22 protein-coding genes and 1 pseudogene are annotated in these 23,055 nt (G+C 57.9%); 14 read left to right on the top strand and 9 right to left on the bottom strand.

The features are described from left to right. Position 1: 1 nt before the first annotated feature. Entirely contained in the window at positions 2 to 1,039 is a 1,038-nt protein-coding gene (gene hpxD, locus ABLU80_RS04215; protein ID WP_032711646.1) for a molybdenum cofactor-independent xanthine hydroxylase subunit HpxD, read from the bottom strand. 125 nt (positions 1,040 to 1,164) lie between these two features. Here hpxD and hpxR point away from each other — a divergent pair, with 125 nt between their 5' ends. Next, positions 1,165 to 2,100 (top strand): LysR family hpxDE operon transcriptional regulator HpxR, encoded by a 936-nt coding sequence (gene hpxR / locus ABLU80_RS04210; protein WP_045382151.1) that lies wholly within the window; start codon positions 1,165 to 1,167, stop codon positions 2,098 to 2,100. Here the strand turns inward: hpxR and hpxO are convergent. Beyond that, positions 2,079 to 3,233, bottom strand: a complete 1,155-nt coding sequence (gene hpxO / locus ABLU80_RS04205; RefSeq protein ID WP_348849744.1) for an FAD-dependent urate hydroxylase HpxO — start codon at positions 3,231 to 3,233, stop codon at positions 2,079 to 2,081. The two genes, hpxR and hpxO, sit on opposite strands and share 22 nt — an antisense overlap. Before the next feature lie 359 nt (positions 3,234 to 3,592). On the opposite strand from hpxO, the gene ABLU80_RS04200 reads away from it, so the two are divergent. The 3 genes from ABLU80_RS04200 to uraH are packed head-to-tail and all read left to right on the top strand — an operon-like array spanning position 3,593 to position 5,776. Beyond that, positions 3,593 to 4,975 (top strand): nucleobase:cation symporter-2 family protein, encoded by a 1,383-nt coding sequence (locus ABLU80_RS04200; RefSeq protein ID WP_348849743.1) that lies wholly within the window; start codon positions 3,593 to 3,595, stop codon positions 4,973 to 4,975. Continuing rightward, the gene (gene uraD / locus ABLU80_RS04195) at positions 4,953 to 5,453 is read left to right on the top strand and encodes a 2-oxo-4-hydroxy-4-carboxy-5-ureidoimidazoline decarboxylase (protein WP_015366596.1); all 501 of its coding nucleotides are present in this window, start codon (positions 4,953 to 4,955) and stop codon (positions 5,451 to 5,453) included. The genes ABLU80_RS04200 and uraD overlap by 23 nt, the downstream gene beginning before the upstream one ends. Continuing rightward, positions 5,450 to 5,776: a hydroxyisourate hydrolase gene (gene uraH, locus ABLU80_RS04190; RefSeq protein ID WP_015705422.1), complete on the top strand. Its 327-nt coding sequence runs from the start codon at positions 5,450 to 5,452 to the stop codon at positions 5,774 to 5,776. Before uraD ends, uraH begins: the two co-directional genes overlap by 4 nt. 43 nt (positions 5,777 to 5,819) lie before the next feature. On the opposite strand, the gene guaD is transcribed toward uraH, so the two are convergent. Both guaD and ABLU80_RS04180 read right to left on the bottom strand, forming a co-directional pair. Then, complete coding sequence (gene guaD / locus ABLU80_RS04185; protein ID WP_348849742.1) at positions 5,820 to 7,133, bottom strand: guanine deaminase; 1,314 nt, start codon at positions 7,131 to 7,133, stop codon at positions 5,820 to 5,822. 94 nt (positions 7,134 to 7,227) lie between these two features. Beyond that, complete coding sequence (locus ABLU80_RS04180; protein ID WP_348849741.1) at positions 7,228 to 8,724, bottom strand: NCS1 family nucleobase:cation symporter-1; 1,497 nt, start codon at positions 8,722 to 8,724, stop codon at positions 7,228 to 7,230. A gap of 143 nt (positions 8,725 to 8,867) precedes the next feature. Here ABLU80_RS04180 and ABLU80_RS04175 point away from each other — a divergent pair, with 143 nt between their 5' ends. The 3 genes and pseudogenes from ABLU80_RS04175 (at position 8,868) to puuE (ending at position 11,272) form a co-directional block, all read left to right on the top strand. Further along, positions 8,868 to 9,584 carry a GntR family transcriptional regulator gene (locus ABLU80_RS04175; RefSeq protein ID WP_015705421.1) on the top strand — a complete coding sequence of 239 codons (717 nt, stop codon included), beginning with the start codon at positions 8,868 to 8,870 and terminating at the stop codon, positions 9,582 to 9,584. Further along, positions 9,584 to 10,449: pseudogene (hpxA, locus tag ABLU80_RS04170) on the top strand (allantoin racemase). The gene ABLU80_RS04175 and the pseudogene hpxA overlap by 1 nt, the downstream one beginning before the upstream one ends. Beyond that, entirely contained in the window at positions 10,340 to 11,272 is a 933-nt protein-coding gene (gene puuE, locus ABLU80_RS04165; RefSeq protein ID WP_015705419.1) for an allantoinase PuuE, read from the top strand. The pseudogene hpxA and the gene puuE overlap by 110 nt, the downstream one beginning before the upstream one ends. A 127-nt stretch (positions 11,273 to 11,399) precedes the next feature. On the opposite strand, the gene hpxZ is transcribed toward puuE, so the two are convergent. From hpxZ to hpxW, 4 genes are read right to left on the bottom strand one after another with little or no spacing between them, the layout of a single operon-like run. Beyond that, positions 11,400 to 11,789, bottom strand: a complete 390-nt coding sequence (hpxZ, locus tag ABLU80_RS04160) for an oxalurate catabolism protein HpxZ (RefSeq protein ID WP_047080784.1) — start codon at positions 11,787 to 11,789, stop codon at positions 11,400 to 11,402. Then, a complete protein-coding gene (locus ABLU80_RS04155; protein ID WP_348849740.1) occupies positions 11,786 to 13,183 on the bottom strand; it encodes an AtzE family amidohydrolase in 1,398 nt (465 codons plus the stop codon). Before ABLU80_RS04155 ends, hpxZ begins: the two co-directional genes overlap by 4 nt. After that, positions 13,180 to 13,368, bottom strand: coding sequence for an oxalurate catabolism protein HpxX (hpxX, locus tag ABLU80_RS04150; protein WP_032708053.1), 189 nt, complete (start codon positions 13,366 to 13,368; stop codon positions 13,180 to 13,182). Before hpxX ends, ABLU80_RS04155 begins: the two co-directional genes overlap by 4 nt. A 10-nt stretch (positions 13,369 to 13,378) precedes the next feature. Then, complete coding sequence (gene hpxW, locus ABLU80_RS04145) at positions 13,379 to 14,962, bottom strand: oxamate amidohydrolase (protein WP_348849739.1); 1,584 nt, start codon at positions 14,960 to 14,962, stop codon at positions 13,379 to 13,381. Between the two features lie 178 nt (positions 14,963 to 15,140). Between hpxW and hpxU the strand changes: the two genes are divergently transcribed. The 7 genes from hpxU to hpxK all read left to right on the top strand — a co-directional run bounded on the left by hpxU (position 15,141) and on the right by hpxK (position 21,506). After that, positions 15,141 to 15,980 (top strand): MurR/RpiR family transcriptional regulator HpxU, encoded by an 840-nt coding sequence (hpxU, locus tag ABLU80_RS04140; RefSeq protein WP_101704580.1) that lies wholly within the window; start codon positions 15,141 to 15,143, stop codon positions 15,978 to 15,980. A gap of 212 nt (positions 15,981 to 16,192) precedes the next feature. Continuing rightward, complete coding sequence (locus tag ABLU80_RS04135; protein WP_026612306.1) at positions 16,193 to 16,978, top strand: transporter substrate-binding domain-containing protein; 786 nt, start codon at positions 16,193 to 16,195, stop codon at positions 16,976 to 16,978. A 9-nt stretch (positions 16,979 to 16,987) separates the two neighbouring features. Next, positions 16,988 to 17,653, top strand: coding sequence for an amino acid ABC transporter permease (locus ABLU80_RS04130; RefSeq protein ID WP_348849738.1), 666 nt, complete (start codon positions 16,988 to 16,990; stop codon positions 17,651 to 17,653). After that, on the top strand, positions 17,653 to 18,309 hold the full coding sequence (locus ABLU80_RS04125; protein WP_032715563.1) for an amino acid ABC transporter permease: 657 nt from the start codon (positions 17,653 to 17,655) through the stop codon (positions 18,307 to 18,309). The genes ABLU80_RS04130 and ABLU80_RS04125 overlap by 1 nt, the downstream gene beginning before the upstream one ends. Continuing rightward, a complete protein-coding gene (locus ABLU80_RS04120) occupies positions 18,290 to 19,027 on the top strand; it encodes an amino acid ABC transporter ATP-binding protein (RefSeq protein WP_047042679.1) in 738 nt (245 codons plus the stop codon). Before ABLU80_RS04125 ends, ABLU80_RS04120 begins: the two co-directional genes overlap by 20 nt. Before the next feature lie 14 nt (positions 19,028 to 19,041). Further along, positions 19,042 to 20,283, top strand: a complete 1,242-nt coding sequence (locus ABLU80_RS04115) for an alanine--glyoxylate aminotransferase family protein (protein ID WP_348849737.1) — start codon at positions 19,042 to 19,044, stop codon at positions 20,281 to 20,283. Next, the gene (hpxK, locus tag ABLU80_RS04110; RefSeq protein ID WP_348849736.1) at positions 20,280 to 21,506 is read left to right on the top strand and encodes an allantoate amidohydrolase; all 1,227 of its coding nucleotides are present in this window, start codon (positions 20,280 to 20,282) and stop codon (positions 21,504 to 21,506) included. The genes ABLU80_RS04115 and hpxK overlap by 4 nt, the downstream gene beginning before the upstream one ends. Before the next feature lie 43 nt (positions 21,507 to 21,549). Here hpxK and ABLU80_RS04105 read toward each other — a convergent pair whose 3' ends face one another. Further along, the gene (locus tag ABLU80_RS04105; RefSeq protein ID WP_063446861.1) at positions 21,550 to 22,938 is read right to left on the bottom strand and encodes an MFS transporter; all 1,389 of its coding nucleotides are present in this window, start codon (positions 22,936 to 22,938) and stop codon (positions 21,550 to 21,552) included. Between the last annotated feature and the right edge of the window lie 117 nt (positions 22,939 to 23,055).

The following is a 23,055-nucleotide window of genomic DNA, read 5'->3' as shown; positions in this document are numbered from 1 at the left end:
CTCAGACCAGGAAAAACTCACCGAAACCCAGCCGCTTCAAGCCGCGACGGTAGGCAATTGAGCTACGGTCGGCTGGAATATGTGCTTCCAGGGTAAGATCCAGAGGTAGCGTCTCCGGGCGCTGGCTCTCGACCATCAGCCGGTCTTCTTCAAAAACGCGAAGGTTGAAGGCGTAGACCTCCTCCACCGGCACATGCAGGTCGAAATTGCGGGCGATTGGAGCAAACATCCGCGTGACCCGTGATGAGACGGGCGAGGCGGCATTCATAATAACCAGCCGGGCCTCGCCGGGAAAATGAATCGTCAGGGTGGCGGTAAAGGGCAAATGCATCTCAAAGCGACGCAGCCATTGAAAACCCTCCGGAGCCCGGTAACCGGCGCTTGCCGGATAATTGCCGACCGTGCTCCAGTAGTCGACGACAAACCCGTTTTCCGTTTCCTCAGGCAGGTAGTCAGGAACCTGTTGATTCTCCGCATCGGCGAAGGTGTCGGTATGGATCCACGCAAAATGCGCCACATCAAGAAACCCTTCAACCTGACGGCCTGCAAAGCCATTGACCTCAAACGCCGGGCAGGTCAGTTGCTGGAATCCGTCGTCTGCCCAGTGCGGCATGGTCGGTAACCGCGGGGGATTGTCAGCATCATAATCGAGACACACCCACACCAGACCATAGTGTTCTTCCGCCGCGTAGCAGGTCAGATTTAATTTCGCCGGTATCGGCTGATTTGGGCTGGAGGGGATTCGGTTACAGCGGCCATCTTCCCCAAAGCGCAGGCCGTGATAAGGGCAAATAATGCCTTCTGCGTCATGAAAACCTAACGTCAATGGCACCCCGCGGTGGGGACAGACATCGCGGGCGACCACGACTCGTTCGTGCAGGCGATAGATAACCAGTTTTTCATCCAGCAGGGTGGCCTTCACCGGTTGCGGGCCGATATCAGCGCTGCGCGCCACCGGATGCCAGCATTTTGCCAGCCGCAGCCAGTCCTGGGGTTCAAAGGTGCAATGCGCGGGGGGCGTGAGCGGTTGTCTGTTCATCGTCTTGCTTCCTGATGGCTAAGTTGATTGTTTAATTGTTGTGAGTTTATTGTTGCCATAGTAGGGTGTTGACATCCATCAGCATTAATTCAGCTATCCGTTGCAAAAATTAGTACAGGTAACCGATGAGTCCTTTCTCGCGCTTTGCGCATTATTTTATGGAAGTGGCCCGCAGCGGCAGCCTGCGCCGGGCGGCGGAAAAACTGCATATTTCGGCTTCGGCGATTAACCGCCAGATACTGCAGGCTGAAGCGTCCTTCGGCACGCCGCTGTTTGAACGGCTGCCGGAAGGTTTGCGGATGACCACCGCAGGCGAGCTGTTGTATGACAATCTGCTGCGCTGGCAAAAAGAGTTTCGCGTGACCCAACAGAAGTTTGATGAACTGCAGGGGCTAAAACGCGGAACGGTGAATGTCGGTATGGTGCAGGCGCTGGCCGAAGGGAGTTTTGCCGCGGCGCTGGCAGAAATTATCAACCAGTGCGAGTGGCTGGAACTGGTGTTGCAGGTCGCCGATAGCCAGAGCATCAGCGACAGAGTGCGTCAGGCCGATGTCGATTTTGGTCTGATCCTCGACCCAGAAGGTCAGGCGGGTCTCAACGTACTGGCGTTTATTGAAATGGAAGTCGGGGTGGTACTGCCTCCGGCACATCAGTTTGCCGCCGCGTCCGCGATCTCGCTGGGGGAACTTAGCGATGAACGGCATATTCTTCCCGGCGCGCCGTTAATGGTGCATGACCGGGTGGCGATGCTCTATCGCCATTATGATTTTTCGCCGCCCAACACCGTTAGCTGCAATGATATTCGTCTGATTAAATCGCTGGTGCTTAAAGGCGGCGGGGTGACGGTCCTGAGTCTGCTGGACGTGCAGGACGAGGTAAACAACGGTTCGCTGGCGTTTGTGCCGCTACGTAATAAGCTGCTGCGGCCTTTGACCCTGGCGCTATGCACCGCGCCATCGCGCCAGCTATCTCGTCCGGCGCAAATGGCGATTCAAAAACTAACGCTGGTGATGGAGGAGATGCGTAGCGCTGCTCACTCTCAGCCTAATGGCCCGCCCTGAATGGTTTCGCACAAGCCATTGATAATACGCTCGCCGGTTTCCGTTTTCAGTTCCTGATACCAGGCTTTGGTTAACGCCATATCTTTACCGTGGGTGATATCACAGCGTTTACGCGCTTTGAGCACCAGGTCGCGTACTCGTTCACAGCGCAATGCTTCGTACTGGCGCAGCGCGGTGACAATATCGCTGTTTTCGCGCAGTACATTCCCCAGCACGACCGCGTCCTCCATCGCTGCACAGCCGCCCTGGCCAATATCCGGCGTGGTGCTGTGCCCGGCATCGCCCAGTAGCGCCACCTTGCCACGCACCAGCTTATCAAAAGGTTCAATATCGTGAATTTCTATCCGGTTGGTGGTCTGCGGGTCGAGTACGGCGATAAGCTTTTGCACCGGAGGCGCCCAGCCGGCGAAGTAGCGGGTTAAATCGTCGCGCAGGGTGAGGCGATCTTCCGCTAACCCGGCCGGCAACGGCACATCGAAGAAGAAGTAGAAGCGTCCGCCCGCCACCGGCATCAGCGATACGCGTTTCCCTTCGCCGACAAACGTCGTCCACTGATCGGCGGGAGCAATGGACTCATCAATATCGACCAGACCATTCCAGTTGACGTAACCGGCATAGCGGCGTTCCGGCGTATAGCCGAGCACATATGGCCGCAGCGCCGAATGGCTGCCGTCGGCGGCGATGACCATATCGCCGTGCGCCTCGCTACCATCGGTAAACCAGACGGTGACGCCGTCGGCATGTTCTTCTACGCGAGTGACCCGCTTGCCGAACTGGATCTGCTCACGCCCCCAGAAATCAAGCATCTCACGCTGCAGTTCCGTTCGCGACACTGGAGAAGGGCGGCCCTGCGTACGTTCAACCAGCGGTGCGAGGCTGAACCGTGTGAGCGTTTCCCCTCGTTGATACTCCTTATACGCCAGATAATGCATCGGGCCGCCATAAGCGTCGATGATCTCGCCCATCCCCAGGCGGTTCATACACTTGACGCCGTTGGGCCAGATAGAGATCGCGGCGCCCACTGGCTTAATCTCTTTTACCGCTTCGAACACTTCGCAGGCGATGCCTGCATTACGTAGCGCCACTGCGGCGCTCAACCCGCCGATTCCCGCGCCAATCACAATTGCTTTCATTGTCTTCCCCTTAGGTGTGTTGTTTAAGGGGTTCAGCAATTTGCATACCAGGTAGCAGAACCTGCGAAATCAGCGGAAAACGGACGGGTGATGGCGGGGAGGTGCACCAAAGAAGGGCAAAGTTGCGATTATGTTGCCTTTTTATGAATCAAATATTTCTTTTGATGAATTAAGGAATCAAAAGTTTCAGCACCCCGCGCTAAAGATCGTTACTGAACACCCGCTCTTTAATGAAGCTATTTCGCTGAAAAATAAAAGATAAAGCGATTGTTACGTGGATAAAGATAGAGGGAATAAGCAATGTGGCCTGCTTTGTGCACTACATCGTGAACGCTTATCCACGACGAGACGGTGACCCCATGTCTGATGAAAAGAACAGCAACCTGCTTTATGGCCTGGAGCAGCGCATCCCGCCGCTGCCGGCTTTTTTTAGCGCCTTACAGCACGTGCTGGCAGGGCTGGTCGGCATTATTACGCCACCGCTGATTATTGGCGCCGCGCTAGGGCTTGGCGAATGGCTGCCATATTTAATTAGTATGTCGTTAATGGCTTCCGGGATTGGCACCTTTCTGCAGGCTAACCGCGTCTGGGGGATCGGTGCGGGCATGATCTGTATGCAGGGCACCAGCTTCGCTTTTCTCGGCGTAGCGATTGCCGGCGGCATGTGGGTGAAAGCGCAGGGAGGCGGCCCGCAGGACATGATGGCCATGCTGTTTGGCGTCAACGTTGTTGCCGCGCTGGTACCGGTCGTCGTCAGCCGCTTTATCGAACCGCTGAAAAAACTTTTTACCCCGATTATTACCGGCAGCGTCATTGCGCTGATCGGCATTAGCCTGATAAAGGTCAGTATTATTAACTGGAGCGGCGGCGAGCACGCGAAGGATTTCGCCAGCCCGGGCAATATCGCATTGGGCGGCATAACGTTAGGGATTATCGTGCTACTGAGCTGCGCGAAAAACCGCTGGCTGCGTTTATCGTCGGTGGTCATCGGCATGGCGGTGGGCTGTATCGCTGCCGCGCTAAGCGGAAAATTTCATCTGGCGCCGATCGGCGATAGCTGGTTTCGTCTGCCGGCGATATTTCCTTTTGGCTTTCAGTTTAATAGCGCCATCTTTTTACCGGTCGCGCTGGTATCGCTGGTTTGCATTCTTGAAGCCGTCGGCGATTTAACCGCCAACTGCCTGATCTCAAAACAGGCCATCGATGACGGCGCGTTTCGTTCGCGCCTGAAAGGCGGGATCCTCGCGGATGGCATTAGCTGCCTGATCGCCGCGGCGATCTGTGCGTTTCCCAATACGACCTTCGCACAGAATAACGGCGTCATCCAGATGACCGGCGTCGCCAGCCGCTATGTCGGGCGTTATATTGGCGTATTGCTGATTCTGCTTGGGCTGTTTCCGCCATTCGGCGAGGTCCTACGCCAGATCCCCACGCCGGTGTTAGGCGGCGCGACGATGGTCATGTTTGGCTGTGTCGTGGCGGCCGGGATCCGCATTATCACCCAGAACCCGCTAACCCGCCGCGATATGCTGATTGTTGGCCTGGCATTTGGTTTTGGCCTCGGCATTGAGGCGGTTCCCGCTTTCCTTGCCCATTTCCCGCCCATCATCAGTAACCTGTTTGGATCTGCGGCCACCAGCGGCGGGCTGGTGGCGATTGTACTGAATCTGATTATTCCGCAAGAGAAAGCCGCCATGACGGCAGCGGCAAGGAGCAATGATGATAACACTCAACCACTTTAATCAGTTGCCGCAGGCGGAAGCCATTCGCCAGCTTGAACCCTGCGTGGCGCTCCCCGCCTGGCGCGAAGCGCTGGCGCTGGAGCGGCCCTATGCCACACTGACGGCCTTAACGGATCGCGCACAACAACTGATGCAGCACTGGGGAGAGGCAGAGCTGGCGCGGGCGCTCAGTGCCCACCCGCGGATCGGGGAAAAGCCGACGGGCGGGGAAGCGCATGCCGCGCTGTCTCGCCAGGAGCAGGCGGAGGTTAATGCCGACGATGCCGCTACCGCCCGGGCGTTGAAAGAAGGGAACGCCCGTTACGAAGCCCGCTTTGACCGCGTGTTTCTTATCCGCGCCAAAGGGCGCAGCGCCGCCGAGATCCTGCAGGCGCTGACCCAACGGCTGACGAATAATGACGCGCAGGAAATTGAAGCGGCACTGGAACAGTTACGTGAAATCACCTTACTCAGACTGGCGGGAGTTATTAGCGAATGATCACCCTGAGCACCCATATTCTTGATATTTCTACCGGCAAGCCTGCACAAGGCGTGGTGGTTACCCTGTTATGCGAAGGGCGCAGCCTGGCGTCAGGCGTGACGGACAGCCATGGCCGCCTGGGAGAGCTGGCGACGGGACAACTGCGTCCCGGCAACTATCAGTTGGTGGCCGAACTGCAATCGTGGTTTGCGCGCGATGGTCGTCAGACCCTGTACCGGCAGGCGCAGATCGATTTTATGATCACCGCCGAGGACAAAGACCATTTTCATCTGCCGTTTTTAATTGCCCCCGGCGGCTGGTCGACCTATCGCGGAAGTTAAGTTGAGTCCGCCGCCCGGTCAGAATGAAGCGCCGGGCAGCGGTTCAGCCTTCGTTACACCATACCTGTTGGCCATTGACCCAGGTCTCACTAATGTTTCGTTCATCGCCTAAGGTCATCAATACGAACAGCTGCTCATAGACATCATGACAGCGTGCGCCGCGCAGCTTTTGTAGCGGCGTCACCGCCGGGTCGATAACCACCAAATCGGCCTCTTTTCCCGACTGGAAATTACCAATTTTGTCATCCAGGCGTAACGCGTGCGCGCCGCCCAACGTCGCATGATAAAACGCTTCGCTGGCGCGCAGGCGATAGCTCTGTAGCTGCGCCACTTTATAGGCCTCGCCGAGGGTGCGCAGTAGGCTGAAGGTGGTCCCGGCGCCAACATCGCTGCCGATGCCGATCCGGACCTGATGTTGCCAGCTGGCGGGCAGGCGAAATAGCCCGCTACCTAAAAACAGGTTTGACGTCGGGCAAAAGGCGATTGCCGAACCGGTCTCATGCAGACACCGCCACTCTTTCTCCGCCAGATGTATCCCGTGGGCGAAGACGCTGCGCGCTCCGGTCAATTGATAGTGATGATAAACATCAAGATAGTGCTCATGCTCCGGCCATAACTGCTTTACCCACGCAACTTCATTAAGGTTTTCACTAAGATGGGTATGCAGCCAGGTATCGGGAAACTCCTCCCGCAGCCGCTGAACTGCTTGTAATAGTTCCGGTGTGGAGGTGGGGGCAAAACGCGGCGTAATAGCGTAGCCCAGACGGCCTCGCTTGTGCCAGCGCTGGATCAGTTCGCGGGTCTGGCGATAGCTCTGTTCGGCGGTTTCGGTTAAATACTCCGGCGTATGGCGATCCATCATCACCTTACCGGCCAGCAGGCGCATGTTCAGGCGCAACGCCTCGGTAAACAGGGCCTCCACGGACGCAGGATGAAGCGTACAAAACACCAGCGCGGTGGTGGTGCCATGGTTGAGCAACTGGTTGACAAAAAAACGGGCGATATCTGCCGCGTACCGTTCATCGGCAAACTGGCTTTCCACCGGGAAGGTATAAGTGGTCAGCCATTCCAGCAGCTGTTCGCCAAAGGCGCCGATCATTTCGGTTTGAGGATAATGAATATGGGCGTCGACAAACCCCGGCAGCAGCAGTTTACCGCGCAGATCGCGATAGCCTTTATGTGGATCGAGTAATGCTTCGCCTTCCTGCCATGGCAGTAGCGCCTGAATCTTCCCGGCGTAAATAAACAGCACGCCATCATCAATATATCGCGCGTAGCGGGCGATATCGTCAGCGCTGGCGGCGGGTTGGCTAATATCAAAAAACGCACCGCGTAACGCGGTGTGGTATTCCAGCATGTTGCCGCCTTATATAAGTAGGTTGATAGCTATTGCGCAAATATTTGCAAATTTAATGCCAGGAGGCCGCGGAAGGCACCGCGGCCGGGTGGGATTATTCTTTCTGCGCCAGCGCGCCGGGGGTAAAGCGGGCGGAGGAAGCGGCCTGCCGCTCGTCACGGGCAATCCAGCGATACAGGCTGCCGCTTAACAGCACGCCGATGAACCAGCTAAAATTGGCCACCTCATGCAGAGCGGGAATAAAGCTGATAATCAGGCCGACCGCCACCGAGGGCAGCAGCGCGGCGATGGCCTTCGGGTTAAAGCCGTTGCGGTACCAGTATTTGCCTTTCGGGGTATCATCGAAAAGATCGTCGATCGATACCTGCCCGCGTTTAATCAAATAGAAATCAACCAGCAGAATGCCGAACAACGGCCCGATAAACGCTCCCAATACATCCAGCGTGTAGTGGATAAGTTCTGGGGAGTTAAACAGATTCCATGGGGTGAGCAGTATCGAGCCGACGGCGGCAATCATCCCGCCGGTGCGGAAGCTGATTTTTTGCGGCGCGCAGTTGGAAAAATCAAATGCCGGCGAGACGAAGTTGGCGACAATATTGATGCCGATAGTGGCGGTGATCATGGTCAGCAGGCCGATGGCCACCGCCAGATCGTTACCCACATGGCTCACCGTTTCAATCGGGTCGGTGATCATCCGGCCAAATAAAGATTGCGTCCCGGAGACGATTACTACGGTCACTACCGAGAACAGCAGGAAGTTAAACGGCAGCCCCCAGCGGTTGCCGCGGCGAATTTCGCCCATGCTTCTGGCATAACGGGAGAAATCGCCAAAATTAAGCAGCGGACCGGAGAAGTAAGAGACCACCAGCGCGGTGGCGGTGATCATCTGCCAGCTTTGCTCACTGGCGGTCAGCGTCTTACTGGCGAGGGTAAAGGAGATACCGTCGAGGCCTGTCTTGTATACAATCCAGCCCGCCAGGGCCAGCATCACCACATATACCGCCGGGCCGGCGATATCAATAAAGCGCTTAATCGCGCTCATGCCGTGCCAGAACACCATCGCCTGCAACAGCCACATGGTGGCGAAACAGAACCAGCCAAGCGATGAAAGACCCAGCAATGACGTTTGCGTCATTGCCGCCAGCGAGGGCCAGAACTTCAGCAGCACCAGCATTAAGGCGTTCGCAGCCAGATAAGTTTGGATCCCGTACCAGGCGAAAGCAATCAGCCCGCGTATCACCGCTGGAATATTGGCGCCGAAGACGCCGAACGCCTGACGGCAGATGACCGCATAGGGCACGCCGGCAATCTGGCTGGGTTTGGCCACCAGATTGGCGCAAAGCTGGACGATAACAATACCGGCCAACAGGCAGATAAGTACCTGCCAGCTCGCCAGACCCAGCGTAAAGAAACTCGCCGCCACCACATAGCCGCCCATGCTATGCACGTCCGACATCCAGAAAGAAAAAATGTTGTACCAGTTCCAGTTTTGCTCGCGCGTCGGCGCCAGATCCTCGTTGCAAAGACGCGGGCTGTAGCCTGATGCCGGGTCTCCGGCGTTGAGCTGATGCGTGTTTTGTGTATTTGGCATGGATCCTGCTCCTCTGAAGACAAACGTTGTGCCGTTGATAGCGGAAGGCGTTGCAGGATTCAGGCCAGAATGGTTAATCTTGTATACAAAATATTTATTTTATGTATACGATTTGATATCAAAATGGGAAGTGGAGTAGACCAATGGGCAATGAAAATCCGCTGCAGGCCGCAGCCGGACTGCATGACAAGGATGAGTCTATCTACGAGGCCTTGCTGACCGCGATTGTCGAGCAACAACTGCTGCCTGGCAGCAAATTGCCGGAAGAGGCGCTGGCGGAGGTGTTTGGCGTCAGCCGCACGGGGGTACGTAAAGCGCTGCAACGACTCGCCGCTGTGCAAATGGTGACATTAACGCCCAAACGTGGTGCACAGGTCGCCAGTCCGACGGTTGACGAGGCACGGGAAATATTCCGCACCCGTGCGCTACTGGAAGTAGCGAATCTGCCGGATGTACTTCAACGCTGCCAACCTCCGCATCTGGCGGCGCTGGAAGCCATTATTCAGCAGGAGCAACTGGCGCATGAGGCCTATGATGGCCCGGCCGCTATCCGCCATTCCGCTAATTTTCATATTCAGTTACAGGCCATTTCCGGCAACCAGGTGCTAACGGAGATGGTCACCCGGCTCAGTCAACGCTCATCGCTGGTGATTGCCGCCTGGGGCGCGCCGTGGCGGCAAGGGTGCCGCTGCGATGACCACGAGCGCCTTGTCGGCCTGTTACGCGAAAAAGCGCTGACCGCGCTGACCGAGGCGCTCAACCATCACTTTGAACACATCGTCGCCAGTTTATGTTTTTCCCGCACGGGGGAGTCAGTCCCCGATTTCGCCCGGCTGTTTGCCGGCTATAAGGAGCGGTAATGTCCACCATCTGTATACAAGTCATCAATCCCAATACCGATCCCGGTATGACGCAAACTATCGCCGAGGCGGCCCGCGCCGCGGCGTCGCCAGGAACCGATATTGTCGCGGTCTGTCCACCAGACGGCGTGCCGTCGATTGAAGGGCATTTTGACGAAGCCATCGCCGCCGTCGGCGTGCTGGAGCAGATTAAAGCCGGGCGGCAGCAGGGCGTTTCCGGGCACGTTATCGCCTGTTTTGGCGATCCGGGGTTACTTGCCGCCCGTGAACTGGCCCAGGGGCCGGTTATTGGTATTGCCGAAGCGGCGATGCATATGGCGACGCTGGTCGCTACCCGCTTCTCGGTGGTCACTACCTTGCCGCGCACGCTGATTATCGCTCGCCATCTGCTACATCAGTATGGTTTTCATGAGCATTGCGCCGGTCTGCATGCGATCGATCTACCGGTGCTGGCGCTGGAAGATGGCAGCGGCGTGGCGCAGGAAAAAGTACGCGCCCGCTGTATTCAGGCGCTACAGGAGGATGGCTGCGGCGCTATCGTGCTGGGCTGCGGCGGCATGGCGACCCTGGCACAGCAACTGACCCGGGAACTTCAGGTACCCGTTATTGATGGCGTCAGCGCGGCGGTGAAGATGGTCGAATCTCTGGTGTCGCTAGGCCTGACAACCAGCAAGCACGGCGATTTAGCTTATCCGGAACGTAAAACGCTTAGCGGTAAATTCGCCGTGTTTAATGATTAAATGAAGGGGTGGGAGATGATACCTGCAGCAGAATTATATCCGCGCGATTTGCGCGGCTACGCGGGAAAACCGCCGCACGCGCAGTGGCCAAACCAGGCGCGTATCGCGGTGCAGTTTGTGCTTAATTACGAAGAAGGCGCCGAGAATCACGTCCTGCACGGCGATGCGGGTTCTGAACAGTTTCTCTCCGATATCATTGGCGCTGCCAGCTATCCCGATCGTCATATGTCGATGGACTCATTGTATGAATATGGCAGCCGCGCGGGTTTCTGGCGTATCCATCATGCCTTTCAGGAGCGGGGGTTACCGCTGACGGTATTTGGCGTGGCGATGGCGTTGGCGCGTCATCCGGATATCGTCGCGGCGATCAAAGCGGCCAACTACGATGTGGTCAGCCACGGGTGGCGTTGGATCCACTATCAGCATATGGCGATTGAACAGGAACGTGACCATCTGCATAAAGCGGTGCAGGTGCTGACCGACCTGTTTGGCAAACCGCCCACCGGCTGGTATACCGGGCGCGATAGCCCTAACACCCGGCAACTGGTGGTGGAACATGGCGGGTTTGATTACGACAGCGACTATTATGGCGATGATTTGCCGTTCTGGACGGAGGTGCCTTGTGCCGACGGGCAGCGTAAACCGCATCTCATCGTGCCTTATACGCTCGATGCTAACGATATGCGCTTTGCCACCGCTCAGGGGTTTAATACCGCTGAACAGTTTTATACCTACCTGAAAGACAGCTTTGATGTGCTGTACGCGGAAGGTGAAACGTCGCCGAAAATGATGTCTATCGGCATGCACTGCCGGTTGCTGGGCCGCCCCGGACGCTTCCGCGCTCTGCAACGTTTTCTCGATTACGTGCAGCAGCATGAGCGCGTGTGGATTTGTACCCGCCAGCAGATTGCCGACCACTGGCGGCAGGTGCATCCGTACCAGCCATAGCGGCAGGTCCATTGCGCCGTTATTTTGTCGGGTGGCGGCTAACGCCTTACCCGACCTACGGTCCGTGCCATTGTGAGTTGGTAGCCCTGCTAAGCGCAGCGCAAGTAGGGGACGACAAACAACGGCATCAATGTCCCATCAAACTAACCTGTGCGGCAACGATACGCCAGCCACAGGCAAACCGAACCCAGGTTTGTTGCTGACGGCCGATTCGTTCGCTGCCTTCACGGGTGAACTCGGTACTGCATACCGCATAATCCTCTCCATAGGTGGTGATCACCGTATGGCGTAACTCCCGCGCAAGCCCTGCGGCGGGGCGCGCGGCGCGGAAGGCGCGTATCTCATCAATACCATAAAGATTCTCCCCGGCGCCGAGGCGAACCGTGCGCGTATCGTGCCAGAACAACGCATCCAGCACCGCAATATCGTTACTCACCAGCGCCTGTTCATAGCGATAAAAGGCCGCCATTACTTCGGCGACCACCTGCGGAAGATTGATTTCTTGCGACGCGATCATGCGGCTATCTCCACCGGGCGGGAATCGGTTATTCCCATCGCTTCCAGCGCATAGGCGGCGCGTAGACAGGCCTGTTCATTAAACGGCGCGGCAATTAACTGCCCCCCGACAGGCAGCCCTGTCGCGGTACGTAGCGGGACGGTCACCACCGGCAGACCGATAAAGGAGATTGGTTGAGTAAGCATGCCCATGCTGGCGCGTATCGGTAAAGACTCGCCGTTGATCTCCATCGTCTGCTCGCCAATAAGCGTGGCGCTGCACGGTGTTGCTGGGGCGATGAGCACGTCGGCATGGGTGAATAGCGACGCGACTTGCTGCTGAGCGTGGCGACGAAAGCGCTGCGCCTGCAGGTACCAGGCGGAAGGGATCATCGCTCCCGCCAGCAGACGTTCGCGCGAGTGCGGTTCAAAGCGCTCCGGCTCACGCCGTAAGGCTGGCAGGTACTGGTTTCCGCCTTCAGAAGCGCTAATGATAAAAGCAGAAGCGCGCGCCAGCTCCGCCTCGGGGAAGAGATACTCTTCAGAGGCTTCGAGATAGCGGGCGACCCGAGCCACCGCCGCGCGGGCATCGTCATCGCACCAGCGGCTGAAATAGCCGCCTAAAACTGCGCAACGCAGCCCCTGGAGGCCATATCGCAGATGCGGCGTAGCTGGGGCGACGCCGCGTTCGGCCTGAAACCCGTCGTTGACGTCTCGCCCCTGCAGAACATCGTAGACTGTGGCTAGATCCTCTACCGTACGAGCAAACGGACCAATATGATCGAGGCTGGGAACAAAAGGGTGGCTGCCGGTACGCGACAGGCGGCCAAAGGTTGGCTTGAGACCAAAAATCCCGCTCAGGGATGCCGGAACGCGGATTGAACCATTGGTGTCGCTACCGAGCGAGAAAGTAACCAGCCCGGCGGCGACCGCCGCCGCTGAGCCGCCGGAGGATCCGCCAGCAATGCGGTTAAGATCGTGCGGATTGCGCGTCGCGCCATAGTGGCTGTTTTCCGTGGTAAAACCGTAAGCATAGGCGTCCATATTCAGCATCCCGCTGAGCAGGCCGCCTGCGCTTTGGATTTGACTTACCGCCCAGCTATCGACGCGGGCAGGCGGGTTATTGCTGAACAGTTGGGCGCCGGCGAGGGTGGTTTCTCCCGCGACATCAAACAGATTTTTGACCGCGTAGGGAATGCCTGCCAGCGCAGGTAGCGGCTGATTCGTGCGCCGTAGGGCATCAATGGCGTCCGCTTCGTCGAGCATCCGTTTCCCGGTGACAGTCGTCCAGGCATTGAGCAGTGGGTTACTTTGCGCAATATCATCAAGCGTCTGGCGAGCCAGCTCTCTGGCGCTAAATTCACCGCGACTCAGCGACTGCTGGATCCCGGCAATGGTCATCTGATGTAGCTTCATGCTTTATACACTCCGGCGATTTCCAGGCGCTGATCGAGCGGATAGGCCATCAGCGGTTCAGCCATATCGGCAATGCGGCGAAATTGCGCCAGCAGCTCAGCGCGGCGCGATTCATCCAGTTCCAGGGCAAGGATCTGTTCCATCTGTCGAAGCCAGTCGCGCCACTCTTTTTCGGTTTGTTTCATGCTTCTCCCCCTAATAACCAGCGGCGGTGCCGTTACTGCGCGGGTCAGACGCGCCTTCAAACAGGCCGTCAGGATGGCGGACAATGGCCCCGGCATGTCCCATGGCCTCGCTGAAGTCGGCCAGTACCTCAACCTCATGCCCCAGTTCCCTGAGTCGGGAGAGGGTTTGCGGCGCAAAGCGACCTTCCACTTTTAGTGAGTCCGAGGTCTGCCCCCAGGTGCGCCCAAGCAGCCAGCGCGGACGAGAAATACTCTCCTGAAGCGGGACGTTCTGCAGGATATAACGGGTGAACAGCGCCGCCTGCGTTTGCGGTTGGCCGTCGCCGCCCATTGAACCATAAACCATCACCCGCCCATCGTTCAGGCGTGCGGCGGCGGGATTAAGGGTATGGAAGGGTTGCTTGCCGGGCGCCAGCGCCAGCAAATGCGCCGGGTCGAGGCTGAACGACGCGCCGCGGTTTTGCCAGACAATACCACTGTCCGGAAGTACCACGCCGCTGCCAAACTCATGGTAGAGACTCTGGATAAAGGAGACCGCCAGCCCGCTACTGTCCATCACGCCCATCCAGACGGTATCGCCGGGGCCTTTGCCTGCGCCCCATGGCGCGGCGCGCTGGTCGTCGATCTTCTCCGCCAGCGGTTGTAACGCCTGCGGGGACAGCAAACTTTGAATATCCACATCCAGGTGCAGCGGGTCGGTAATATGTTTATCTCGCAGGCTGAAGGCCAGTTTTGTCGCTTCCACGATACGGTGGATGGTCTGCGCATCGTCGGCCTGCTCCATCGCCAGCCGGTCAGTGATGCCGAGGATGGCCAGCGATACCAGCCCCTGCGTCGGCGGCGCCAGGTTCCATAACTCACCGTGTTGATGCTGTAACCGCAGTGGTTGCGGGCGACGCGCGCGATGCTGGCGCAGATCGTCAAGCGTAATAGGCAGGCCGTAACGGGCCATGCCGGCCGCCAGTTGTTCCGCCAGAGAGCCGCGATAGAAACTATCAAGCCCTTCCGCAACCAGCCGTTTTAGCGTGGAGGCCAGCGCAGGCTGACAAAAGCGGCTGCCGCTTTGCGGAGGGCGGCCATTGACCAGAAAGGTCTCAGCGAAGCCTGGCTGGCGCTGAAGTTCATCTAATTTTCCGGCGGTGGCGCTGGCTTGCGAGGCGGTCACCGGAATACCGTTATCGGCATAGCCGATCGCGTCCTGTAACAGACGCGAAAGCGGTAGTGATTTACCGGTCAGCGAGTATGAAACTTTCAGCGCCTCATCCCAGCCGCTAACGGTGCCAGCGACGGTCAGGGCGGATCGCGGGCCGCGATGCGGGATGTGCGTTAGCCCGGCATAAGCTTCCGGCGTCGCCAGTGAACCAGCGGCGCCGCTGGCGTCAATGGCGATCGGATCGCCCTGCGGTGGCACGATCAGCCAGAATCCATCGCCGCCAATACCATTCATATGCGGATAGACCACCGCGATGGTCGCGGCAGCGGCGACCATCGCTTCTATTGCGCTTCCGCCTTCGCGCAGCACGGACAGCGCGCTTTGGCTAGCCAGATGATGGGGGGCGACCGCCATCCCCTGGGTCGAGAAATGACTCTGCATAAATTATCCTCGTAACGAATCGTGCAGCCACTGCTGCAAACGCTGTCCGTGCAAAAGCTGTTCCACTTTGAAAAGAAAGTTTCAATGATGCGGCGGCCGTTTGTCTTTTCTCATTGTGGCATGCATTGTGAAGGGGGTTAGCGGTATAGTTCAGTGAAACAAAAGTTACAGAGGCGCTATGGAACAACTCGATGAACGGCTGAAGGCGCAATATGCGTCGTTGTCACCCCAGGAGCAGCGGGTGGCGGATTTCATTGTCGACCACTTTGATGACCTGATTAGCTACAACAGCGCCGAGCTGGCCCAACTGAGCGGGGTATCAAAAGCGACAGTAAGCCGTCTGTTTAAACGGCTGGGATATGAAAAGTATCGCGATATGCGCGATGAGCTGCGCACGTTACGCCAGAGCGGGATGCCGTTGACCGATCATCGCGAGGCGGTGCAGGGTAATACGCTGCTGGCGCGGCATTATAAACAAGAGATGGCAAACCTGACGCAGTGGGTAAACGCGCTGGATGCCCGGCAGTTTGCCGAAGCCATTAACGCGCTGGTCAAGGCCAGGCGCGTCGTCATTATTGGCATGCGAAACTCCTGGCCGCTGGCGCTGCATTTGCGCCAGCAGTTGCTTCAGGCGCGTGGGCAAGTGGTGGTGCTGCCGCAACCGGGGCAAAGCCTAAGTGAAGAGCTGGTCGATTTGTGCGAAGAAGATATCGTGGTGGTGATGGCATTTCGCCGTCGGCCGCGGATTATTCGTCCCCTGATGCAGCAACTGCAACAGCGGGGAGTTCCGCAACTGCTAATCTGCGAGCCTCAGGCGCATAGCCTGTTTCCGCTGGCATGCTGGCGGTTATGCGCCCCGCTGGATAGCGTGTCGGCTTTCGACAGCTACGCGTCGGCCAATAGTCTTATCAACCTGCTGGCGAACGCCTTGCTACATGAAATTCTCGATAGCGGTCGCCCGCGCATTCATGACATCGCCACGTTATACCAGCAGTTGGATGAGCTTGAACAACGATAATGGGGAGCCAGTCTGGTGCTTTGCACCTTTTTGGTGCCAAAGTGCGGTAAGGAGAAGGGCAACTCTTCTTACTGCTATGGTAAATACTCGCGTCATTTCTCGCTAAAAGCCGATTAGGCAGCGCAAATTTCTTTTGCCCGTATCTGGCACATTAGTTGCAGAAGTTTATTTAAAGAATCTTTTGTTTCATACTAACGTAACGGGTAATGATGATGAAAAAACTGCTGATTGCGCTGACCGGGGCCGCTTGTCTGTTGACACAAATCACCGCCGCACACGCGGACCAACTCCAGGATATTGAAAAACGCGGCGTGATCCGCGTCGCCGTTCCCCAGGATTTCCCGCCGTTTGGTTCTGTCGGCACCGATCTCCAGCCACAGGGGTATGACATTGATATGGCCCGCTATCTGGCAAAGCAGATGAAGCTAAAACTGCAGCTGGTTCCGGTGAGCAGCGCCAACCGGGTACCGTATCTGCAGACCGATAAAGTGGATCTGGTGATCTCAAGCCTGGGTAAGAACGCCGAGCGTGAAAAGGTCATTGATTTCAGCCAACCCTACGCGCCGTTTTTCCTTGGCGTCTTCGGCCCGCAGGGCGCTGCTCTGAAAGACGCCGCCGAACTGAGCGGTAAGAGCATCGGCGTGACCCGCGGCGCGGTGGAAGATATGGTGCTGACCAGCATTGCGCCGAAAGCGGCGCAGATTAAGCGTTACGAAGATAACAACACCACGCTGTCGGCCTGGCTTTCTGGTCAGGTGCAATACGTGGCGACGGGTAATCTGGTGGTGGCGGCTATCTCACGGCAAAACCCGGCGAAAGCCCCGGTCGCCAACTTTATGCTTAAGGATTCACCGTGCGTGATTGGCCTGAAAAAAAATGAACCGGCGCTGAAGGAAAAGGTGAACGCCTTAATCGCGCAGGGCATTAAGGACGGCACCCTCAATACGTTATCACAGCAGTGGCTGAAAGCGCCGTTGCCCAGCGACTTTGCCGCTTAAGGTACAGCGATGACGGAGCAATTACATTTTTCCGCGCTCTGGCCTTATTGGCCGGAGCTCGTGGCGGGACTCTGGGTCACTATCCAACTCACCGCGCTGGCCACGCTCGGCGGCCTGGCCATCGGGATTCTCGGCGCGGCTCTGCGTAGCGGGAGGGCAAGCTGGCTGAGTCGGATATGGGGGGCTTACGTTGAGGTTATCCGCAATACGCCGTTCGTGGTTCAACTGTTCTTTATTGTCTTCGGCCTGCCGAATCTGGGGTTGAAGATGACGGCGGGCGAAGCGGCACTGCTGGCGATGATCGTCAACCTGGGCGCCTACAGTACGGAGATCGTCCGCGCCGGGATCCAGGTGACGCCGAAAGGGCTGTGGGAGGCCGGCCGGGTACTGGGGCTCAGCCGGAGTCAGACCTTTATTCAGGTGGTTTTACCGCCGGCGTTGCAGCGTATTTACCCGGCGCTGATGAGCCAGTGCATTATCGTAATGCTCGGATCGTCGGTGGTATCGCAGGTCTCTTATGAAGAGCTGACCTTTGCCGCCAACTTAATTCAGTCGCGAACGTTTTTGAGCTTCGAGGTGTATCTGGTGACGACCGGTCTCTATTTAGCGTTATCGATAGCGATGCGCCAGCTGCTAATGGCGGCTGGACGTAGATGGCTGAGGGTACAGGCATGATGACAACTTTTACCGACTGGGACATCGTACGCAACCTGCTGCTGGCCGGACGCTGGACCGTGCTGCTATCGCTGACGGCCTTTATTGGCGGCGCGCTGGTGACATTACCGCTGTTGCTGCTGCGCCTGCGGGGTAAATTGTGGGTGCAGCGCCTCATTCGCGGCTATATCGAGCTATTTCAGGGGACGCCATTGCTGATGCAGCTGTTTCTCGCCTTTTTCGGCGTGGCGTTATTCGGGATCGATGTGTCGCCATGGACCGCCGCCGCGCTGGCGCTGACCCTCTATACCAGCGCCTTTTTGCTGGATATCTGGTACGGCAGTATTCGGGCCTTGCCGAAAGGACAGTGGGAGGCATCGCGTTGCCTGGGATTAAATTTCACCCAGACGTTATGTCGCGTGGTGGCGCCGCAGGCGGTGCGTATCGCCATCGCTCCCACCGTGGGTTTCGCCGTACAGGTAATAAAGGGCACCGCGCTGGCGTCGATTATCGGTTTCGTCGAGCTCACCAAGGCTGGCACCATGCTCACCAACGTGACGTATCAGCCGTTTAAGGTTTTCGCGCTGGTCGCGTTGGGCTACTTCATCTTGTGTTATCCGCTGTCCCGTTACAGCCGCTATCTGGAGAATAAATTCAATGCCGCTCATCACCATTAATCAGGTGCAGAAATTCTACGGCGAGAACCACGTGCTGAAGGGGGTCGATCTCGATATCAATATGGGCGAGGTGATCTCCATCATCGGCCGAAGCGGCTCGGGGAAAAGCACCTTATTGCGCTGCATTAACGGGCTGGAGGGGTACCAGGAAGGCAGTATTAAGCTCGGCGGCATGACCATTACCGACAGCGATTCGCAGGCGCGGGAGATTAGCCGCTCCGTTGGCATGGTATTCCAGAACTTCAATTTATTCCCGCATATGACGGCGCTGGAAAACGTGATGCTGGCGCCGCGGCGGGTATTGAAAAAAAAGCCCGCCGAGTGCCGCGAACTGGCGCAGCAAATGCTGGTTAAAGTCGGGCTTGGCGATCGGCTGGATTTCTATCCCTCCAGCCTTTCCGGCGGTCAACAGCAGCGGGTAGCTATCGCCCGCGCGCTGGCGATGTCGCCAAAAGTTTTACTCTGTGACGAAATCACCTCCGCGCTGGATCCGGAACTGGTGGGCGAGGTGCTCAAAGTGCTGGAACAGCTGGCCGCGGAAGGAATGACGCTGATTCTGGTTACCCATGAAATGAATTTTGCCCGTGAAGTCGGCGACCGGGTGGTGTTTATGCACCAGGGGCGAGTCTGGGAGCAGGGCGACAGCAAAACGCTGTTTAGCCAGCCGCAAACCAATGAACTCAAACAATTTATCTCCTCCGTGCGCGGACTGAATTAATAAAGGAATCTACGATGGATATCGCTCAATTTTCACCAATCAATCCTCCGCATCGTCTGCTGATGGGGCCGGGGCCGATCAACGCCGACCCGCGCGTCCTGCGCGCGATGTCCAGCCAGCTTATCGGCCAATACGATCCGGCTATGACGCACTATATGAACGAAGTCATGGCGTTATACCGCGGGGTATTCCGCACCAGCAACCGCTGGACCATGCTGGTGGATGGCACGTCACGAGCGGGGATTGAAGCCATTCTGATCTCCGCGATCCGCCCCGGCGACAAAGTGCTGGTGCCGGTATTTGGCCGCTTCGGCCATCTGTTATGTGAAATTGCCCGCCGCTGCCGGGCGGAAGTGCATACCATTGAGGTGCCGTGGGGTGAAGTGTTCTCTCCCGAGCAGATTGAAGATGCGATCAAACGGGTGCGTCCACGTATGCTGCTAACGGTGCAGGGAGACACCTCGACCACCATGCTGCAGCCGCTGGCGGAGCTGGGCGAGATCTGCCGTCGTTATGATGTGCTGTTTTATACCGACGCCACCGCCTCATTGGGCGGCAATGCGCTGGAGACCGATGCCTGGGGGCTGGATGCGGTATCGGCGGGGATGCAAAAGTGCCTCGGCGGCCCCTCCGGCACCTCGCCCATTACCCTGAGCCCGCGGATGGAAGAGGCTATCCGTCGACGTAAATGCGTCGAGCAGGGGATCCGTACCGCCGAGCACCTTGATGGCGTCGATGAGATGGTTTACTCCAACTATTTCGATCTCGGTATGGTGATGGATTATTGGGGGCCAGAACGCCTTAACCATCATACGGAAGCGACATCCGCGCTGTTCGCCGCCCGCGAATGCGCGCGTCTGATTCTTGAGGAAGGGCTCGATAACGGCATTGCCCGCCACAAACTGCACGGCGACGCGCTGGTGAAAGGTATTCAGGCGATGGGGCTGGAAATCTTTGGCGATCAGCAACACAAAATGAATAACGTACTGGGCGTGATCATCCCGCAGGGCATTAATGGCGACCAGGTACGCCAACTGATGCTGCAAGATTTCGCCATTGAGATTGGCACCTCATTCGGCCCGCTGCACGGCAAAGTGTGGCGTATTGGCACGATGGGTTACAACGCACGCAAAGATTGCGTCATGACCACCCTCAGCGCGCTGGAGTCGGTACTCAATTACCTGAAATTCACCACCACGCAGGGGGCAGCCATGCAGGCGGCGTGGGATCATTATCGCAGCGAGAAACCGCTATGAACCTGGCCGCAGCGCGAGTGATGGCGCGGGCTGAGAGATTAGCGGCGATAAGCGAAACGCCGGAAGGCCTGACGCGGGTTTACCTTTCGCCACAGCATCTCGAAGCTAATCAGCAGGTTGCCCACTGGATGCGCCAGGCAGGCATGATTGTCTGGCAGGACAGCGTCGGTAATATTTGCGGGCGTTATGAAGGCAGAGAAGAAGGGGCGCCGGCGATTTTGCTCGGATCGCATCTCGATACGGTACGCAACGCCGGGCGATATGATGGCATGTTGGGGGTGTTAGCCGCCATTGAAGTGGTGCAGAGCTTACATAATCAGGCGCGCCGCCTGGCGCAGGCCATCGAAATCGTCGGCTTCTGCGATGAAGAAGGAACGCGCTTTGGTATCACGCTATTGGGCAGCAAGGGTCTGACGGGAAGCTGGCCGCAAACCTGGCTGGCCCAACGCGATGCCGAAGGCATTAGCCTGGCGCAGGCGATGGTCAACGCCGGATTGGATCCATCACGCGTCCATTCAGCCTCGCGCCCGGCGGAAGATTTTTCCGCCTATCTCGAACTGCATATCGAGCAGGGGCCGAGGCTGGAACAGGCCGGTTCGGCACTCGGCGTGGTCGAGGCGATCAACGGCGCGCGGCGCCTCAATTGCTGTTTTACCGGCGAGGCGGGTCATGCAGGCACGGTGCCGATGGACCAGCGCCGGGACGCGCTTGCCGCCGCCGCGGAGTGGATGCTGTATATTGAGAGCACGACGCGCCAGCAGGGAGGCAACCTGGTCGCCACCGTCGGGACATTGCGCTGCTCGCCGGCAGCGGTCAACGTCATTCCCGGCGAAGTCGCGTTGACCCTTGATATCCGCGGTCCGCAGGATCAACCGCTGGATGAATTACTGGATTCATTGCTGGCGGCAGCCGCAGAGATTGCCGGGCGTCGCGGCCTGCAGTTTGCCGCTGAGGAGTTCTACCGCATTGCGGCAACCGCCTGCGATCCGCGATTACAGTCGGTGATTGCCGAAGCGCTATGCGAGGTACAGGGCACGGCGTTGACGCTGCCAAGCGGCGCCGGACATGACGCGATTGCTATCGCGGAGTGCTGGCCGGTGGGGATGCTGTTTGTGCGCTGCAAAGGGGGAATTAGTCACCATCCGGCGGAATCGGTCAGCGAAGCCGATGTCGAACTGGCGATTGATGCCTTCAGCCGGGCGGTGATAAAACTTGCCGGGTAAATCACTAACGGGCGCATCTTCTTTTCGGGGATGCGCCGCAAACTTATTCCGCTCCCGCAGGAAAAGCTATTCTCCGCAGTCGGCTGGCGCTAACGGCCACCGACAACGCCGAGGCCGCGGCGGCGATCCACAGCGCAATATGAACGGCACTTTCGTCTTTTGCCAACAGTACGCCCATCACGGCGGCTCCCAGACACTGCCCGAACGTGCGCATGATGGATAAAACGCCCGAGGCATAGCTCGCCTGTTCGCGACTCACGTTTGACAGCATTTCCCGGTTATTCGGGCTCTGGAAGCAGCCAAAGCCAATACCGCATACCAGGCTCCGCAGGCAGATATCCCACGCGGCGGGCGTGGCGGGCAGCATCGCCAGAAGGATTAAACCCGCGACAAAAATCATCAGTCCCAGCGTCGAGATGAGCGGAGCGGAGATTGAGTCCGCCCAGCGGCCGGCGTGCGGTGCGATCAGCACTATCCCTAATGGCCACGGAGTAAACAGCAGCGCCGAGAGTACCGGACTATAGCCATACTCGTTCTGGAACAGGAACGGCAGGGCAATAAAAGTGATCCCCTGGCTTACGAAGGCGATCAGCGACGTAAAGGCCGAAAGGGTAAAGCGTTCATTTTTAAACATCGCAGGCGGCAACAGCGGGTTGTCCGTCTGCCGGATGCGCCAGATAAAGGCGGTGCCGCTTATCGCTGCGAGCAACGTCCAGTACAGACTATCGATATGCTGCGAAGCGCTCTGCATGCTATTCGCCGCCATGATCGTTGAACCCAATAGCAGCGCCGACAATATCGCTCCAGGAGTATCGAAAGCGGCTTGCCTGTCAACTGTCGGCCGCGGTAGCGCTCTGACCGCCAGCAGTAGGGCGACGGTACCGGGGAGCACGTTTATTGCAAACAGCCATTGCCAGCTCAAAGTATGCAGGATCGTGCCGCCCAGCACCGGCCCGATGGCGGAGCTTGAAGCGATAAGCAGGGCGTGTATCCCGAGAATACGCCCCAGCAGTCGCGCCGGAAAAACGGAGCGCAATATGGCGGGTGCGATACTGAGCGTTGCCGCACCGCCGATCCCCTGCAGCACCCGCATGCCGATGAGCAGCTCAGGCGTCGTCGCCAGCGCACAACCTGCTGATGCCACAATAAATGTCGTCAGTCCGGCCAGAAACACCGGGCGGTAGCCGAAGCGCGCCGCCAGCGCGGCGAATATCGCCAGCGTCATCGCCGCCGCCAGCAGATACCCGTTGGCGAACCAGACGGCGGTACTGTCTGAGGCCTGTAGTTCCTGCGCCATCGACGGCAGAGCAATGTTTACCATGGTGCCATCAAAGACGCCCATTAAGGTGGTGGTCATTACCGCGGCCATGACCCGCGCTCGCGCCGGGCCTGGCAGGCCGTCATCGCCAGGTTGGCTGGAAAATAGTGTCATCGTGTTGTCTCCTGCAGAGGATATCTGGATGACGAAACTATAAAGATGGCTTTTACCGGGCGGAAGGCGCACCATTTACACTCTATAGTTGCATGAAACGCCTTATCTGAATGTTCC

Source organism: Klebsiella sp. CN_Kp104 (assembly GCF_040064515.1).
Classification (GTDB): Bacteria; Pseudomonadota; Gammaproteobacteria; order Enterobacterales; family Enterobacteriaceae; genus Klebsiella; species Klebsiella aerogenes.
This window is presented reverse-complemented; position numbering and strand designations above follow the sequence as displayed.

Excerpts from the sequence above, each read along its gene's own strand:
- ABLU80_RS04125 (WP_032715563.1), top strand. The coding sequence starts at position 17,653 with ATGACAACTTTTACCGACTGGGACATCGTACGCAACCTGCTGCTGGCC.
- hpxZ (WP_047080784.1), bottom strand. The coding sequence starts at position 11,789 with ATGATCGCGTCGCAAGAAATCAATCTTCCGCAGGTGGTCGCCGAAGTA.
- guaD (WP_348849742.1), bottom strand. The coding sequence starts at position 7,133 with ATGCTGGAATACCACACCGCGTTACGCGGTGCGTTTTTTGATATTAGC.
- puuE (WP_015705419.1), top strand. The coding sequence starts at position 10,340 with ATGATACCTGCAGCAGAATTATATCCGCGCGATTTGCGCGGCTACGCG.
- ABLU80_RS04105 (WP_063446861.1), bottom strand. The coding sequence starts at position 22,938 with ATGACACTATTTTCCAGCCAACCTGGCGATGACGGCCTGCCAGGCCCG.
- hpxU (WP_101704580.1), top strand. The coding sequence starts at position 15,141 with ATGGAACAACTCGATGAACGGCTGAAGGCGCAATATGCGTCGTTGTCA.
- hpxW (WP_348849739.1), bottom strand. The coding sequence starts at position 14,962 with ATGCAGAGTCATTTCTCGACCCAGGGGATGGCGGTCGCCCCCCATCAT.
- ABLU80_RS04175 (WP_015705421.1), top strand. The coding sequence starts at position 8,868 with ATGGGCAATGAAAATCCGCTGCAGGCCGCAGCCGGACTGCATGACAAG.
- ABLU80_RS04135 (WP_026612306.1), top strand. The coding sequence starts at position 16,193 with ATGAAAAAACTGCTGATTGCGCTGACCGGGGCCGCTTGTCTGTTGACA.
- hpxK (WP_348849736.1), top strand. The coding sequence starts at position 20,280 with ATGAACCTGGCCGCAGCGCGAGTGATGGCGCGGGCTGAGAGATTAGCG.
- ABLU80_RS04130 (WP_348849738.1), top strand. The coding sequence starts at position 16,988 with ATGACGGAGCAATTACATTTTTCCGCGCTCTGGCCTTATTGGCCGGAG.
- uraD (WP_015366596.1), top strand. The coding sequence starts at position 4,953 with ATGATAACACTCAACCACTTTAATCAGTTGCCGCAGGCGGAAGCCATT.
- ABLU80_RS04115 (WP_348849737.1), top strand. The coding sequence starts at position 19,042 with ATGGATATCGCTCAATTTTCACCAATCAATCCTCCGCATCGTCTGCTG.
- hpxX (WP_032708053.1), bottom strand. The coding sequence starts at position 13,368 with ATGAAACAAACCGAAAAAGAGTGGCGCGACTGGCTTCGACAGATGGAA.
- ABLU80_RS04180 (WP_348849741.1), bottom strand. The coding sequence starts at position 8,724 with ATGCCAAATACACAAAACACGCATCAGCTCAACGCCGGAGACCCGGCA.
- ABLU80_RS04120 (WP_047042679.1), top strand. The coding sequence starts at position 18,290 with ATGCCGCTCATCACCATTAATCAGGTGCAGAAATTCTACGGCGAGAAC.
- hpxD (WP_032711646.1), bottom strand. The coding sequence starts at position 1,039 with ATGAACAGACAACCGCTCACGCCCCCCGCGCATTGCACCTTTGAACCC.
- ABLU80_RS04200 (WP_348849743.1), top strand. The coding sequence starts at position 3,593 with ATGTCTGATGAAAAGAACAGCAACCTGCTTTATGGCCTGGAGCAGCGC.
- ABLU80_RS04155 (WP_348849740.1), bottom strand. The coding sequence starts at position 13,183 with ATGAAGCTACATCAGATGACCATTGCCGGGATCCAGCAGTCGCTGAGT.
- uraH (WP_015705422.1), top strand. The coding sequence starts at position 5,450 with ATGATCACCCTGAGCACCCATATTCTTGATATTTCTACCGGCAAGCCT.
- hpxO (WP_348849744.1), bottom strand. The coding sequence starts at position 3,233 with ATGAAAGCAATTGTGATTGGCGCGGGAATCGGCGGGTTGAGCGCCGCA.
- hpxR (WP_045382151.1), top strand. The coding sequence starts at position 1,165 with ATGAGTCCTTTCTCGCGCTTTGCGCATTATTTTATGGAAGTGGCCCGC.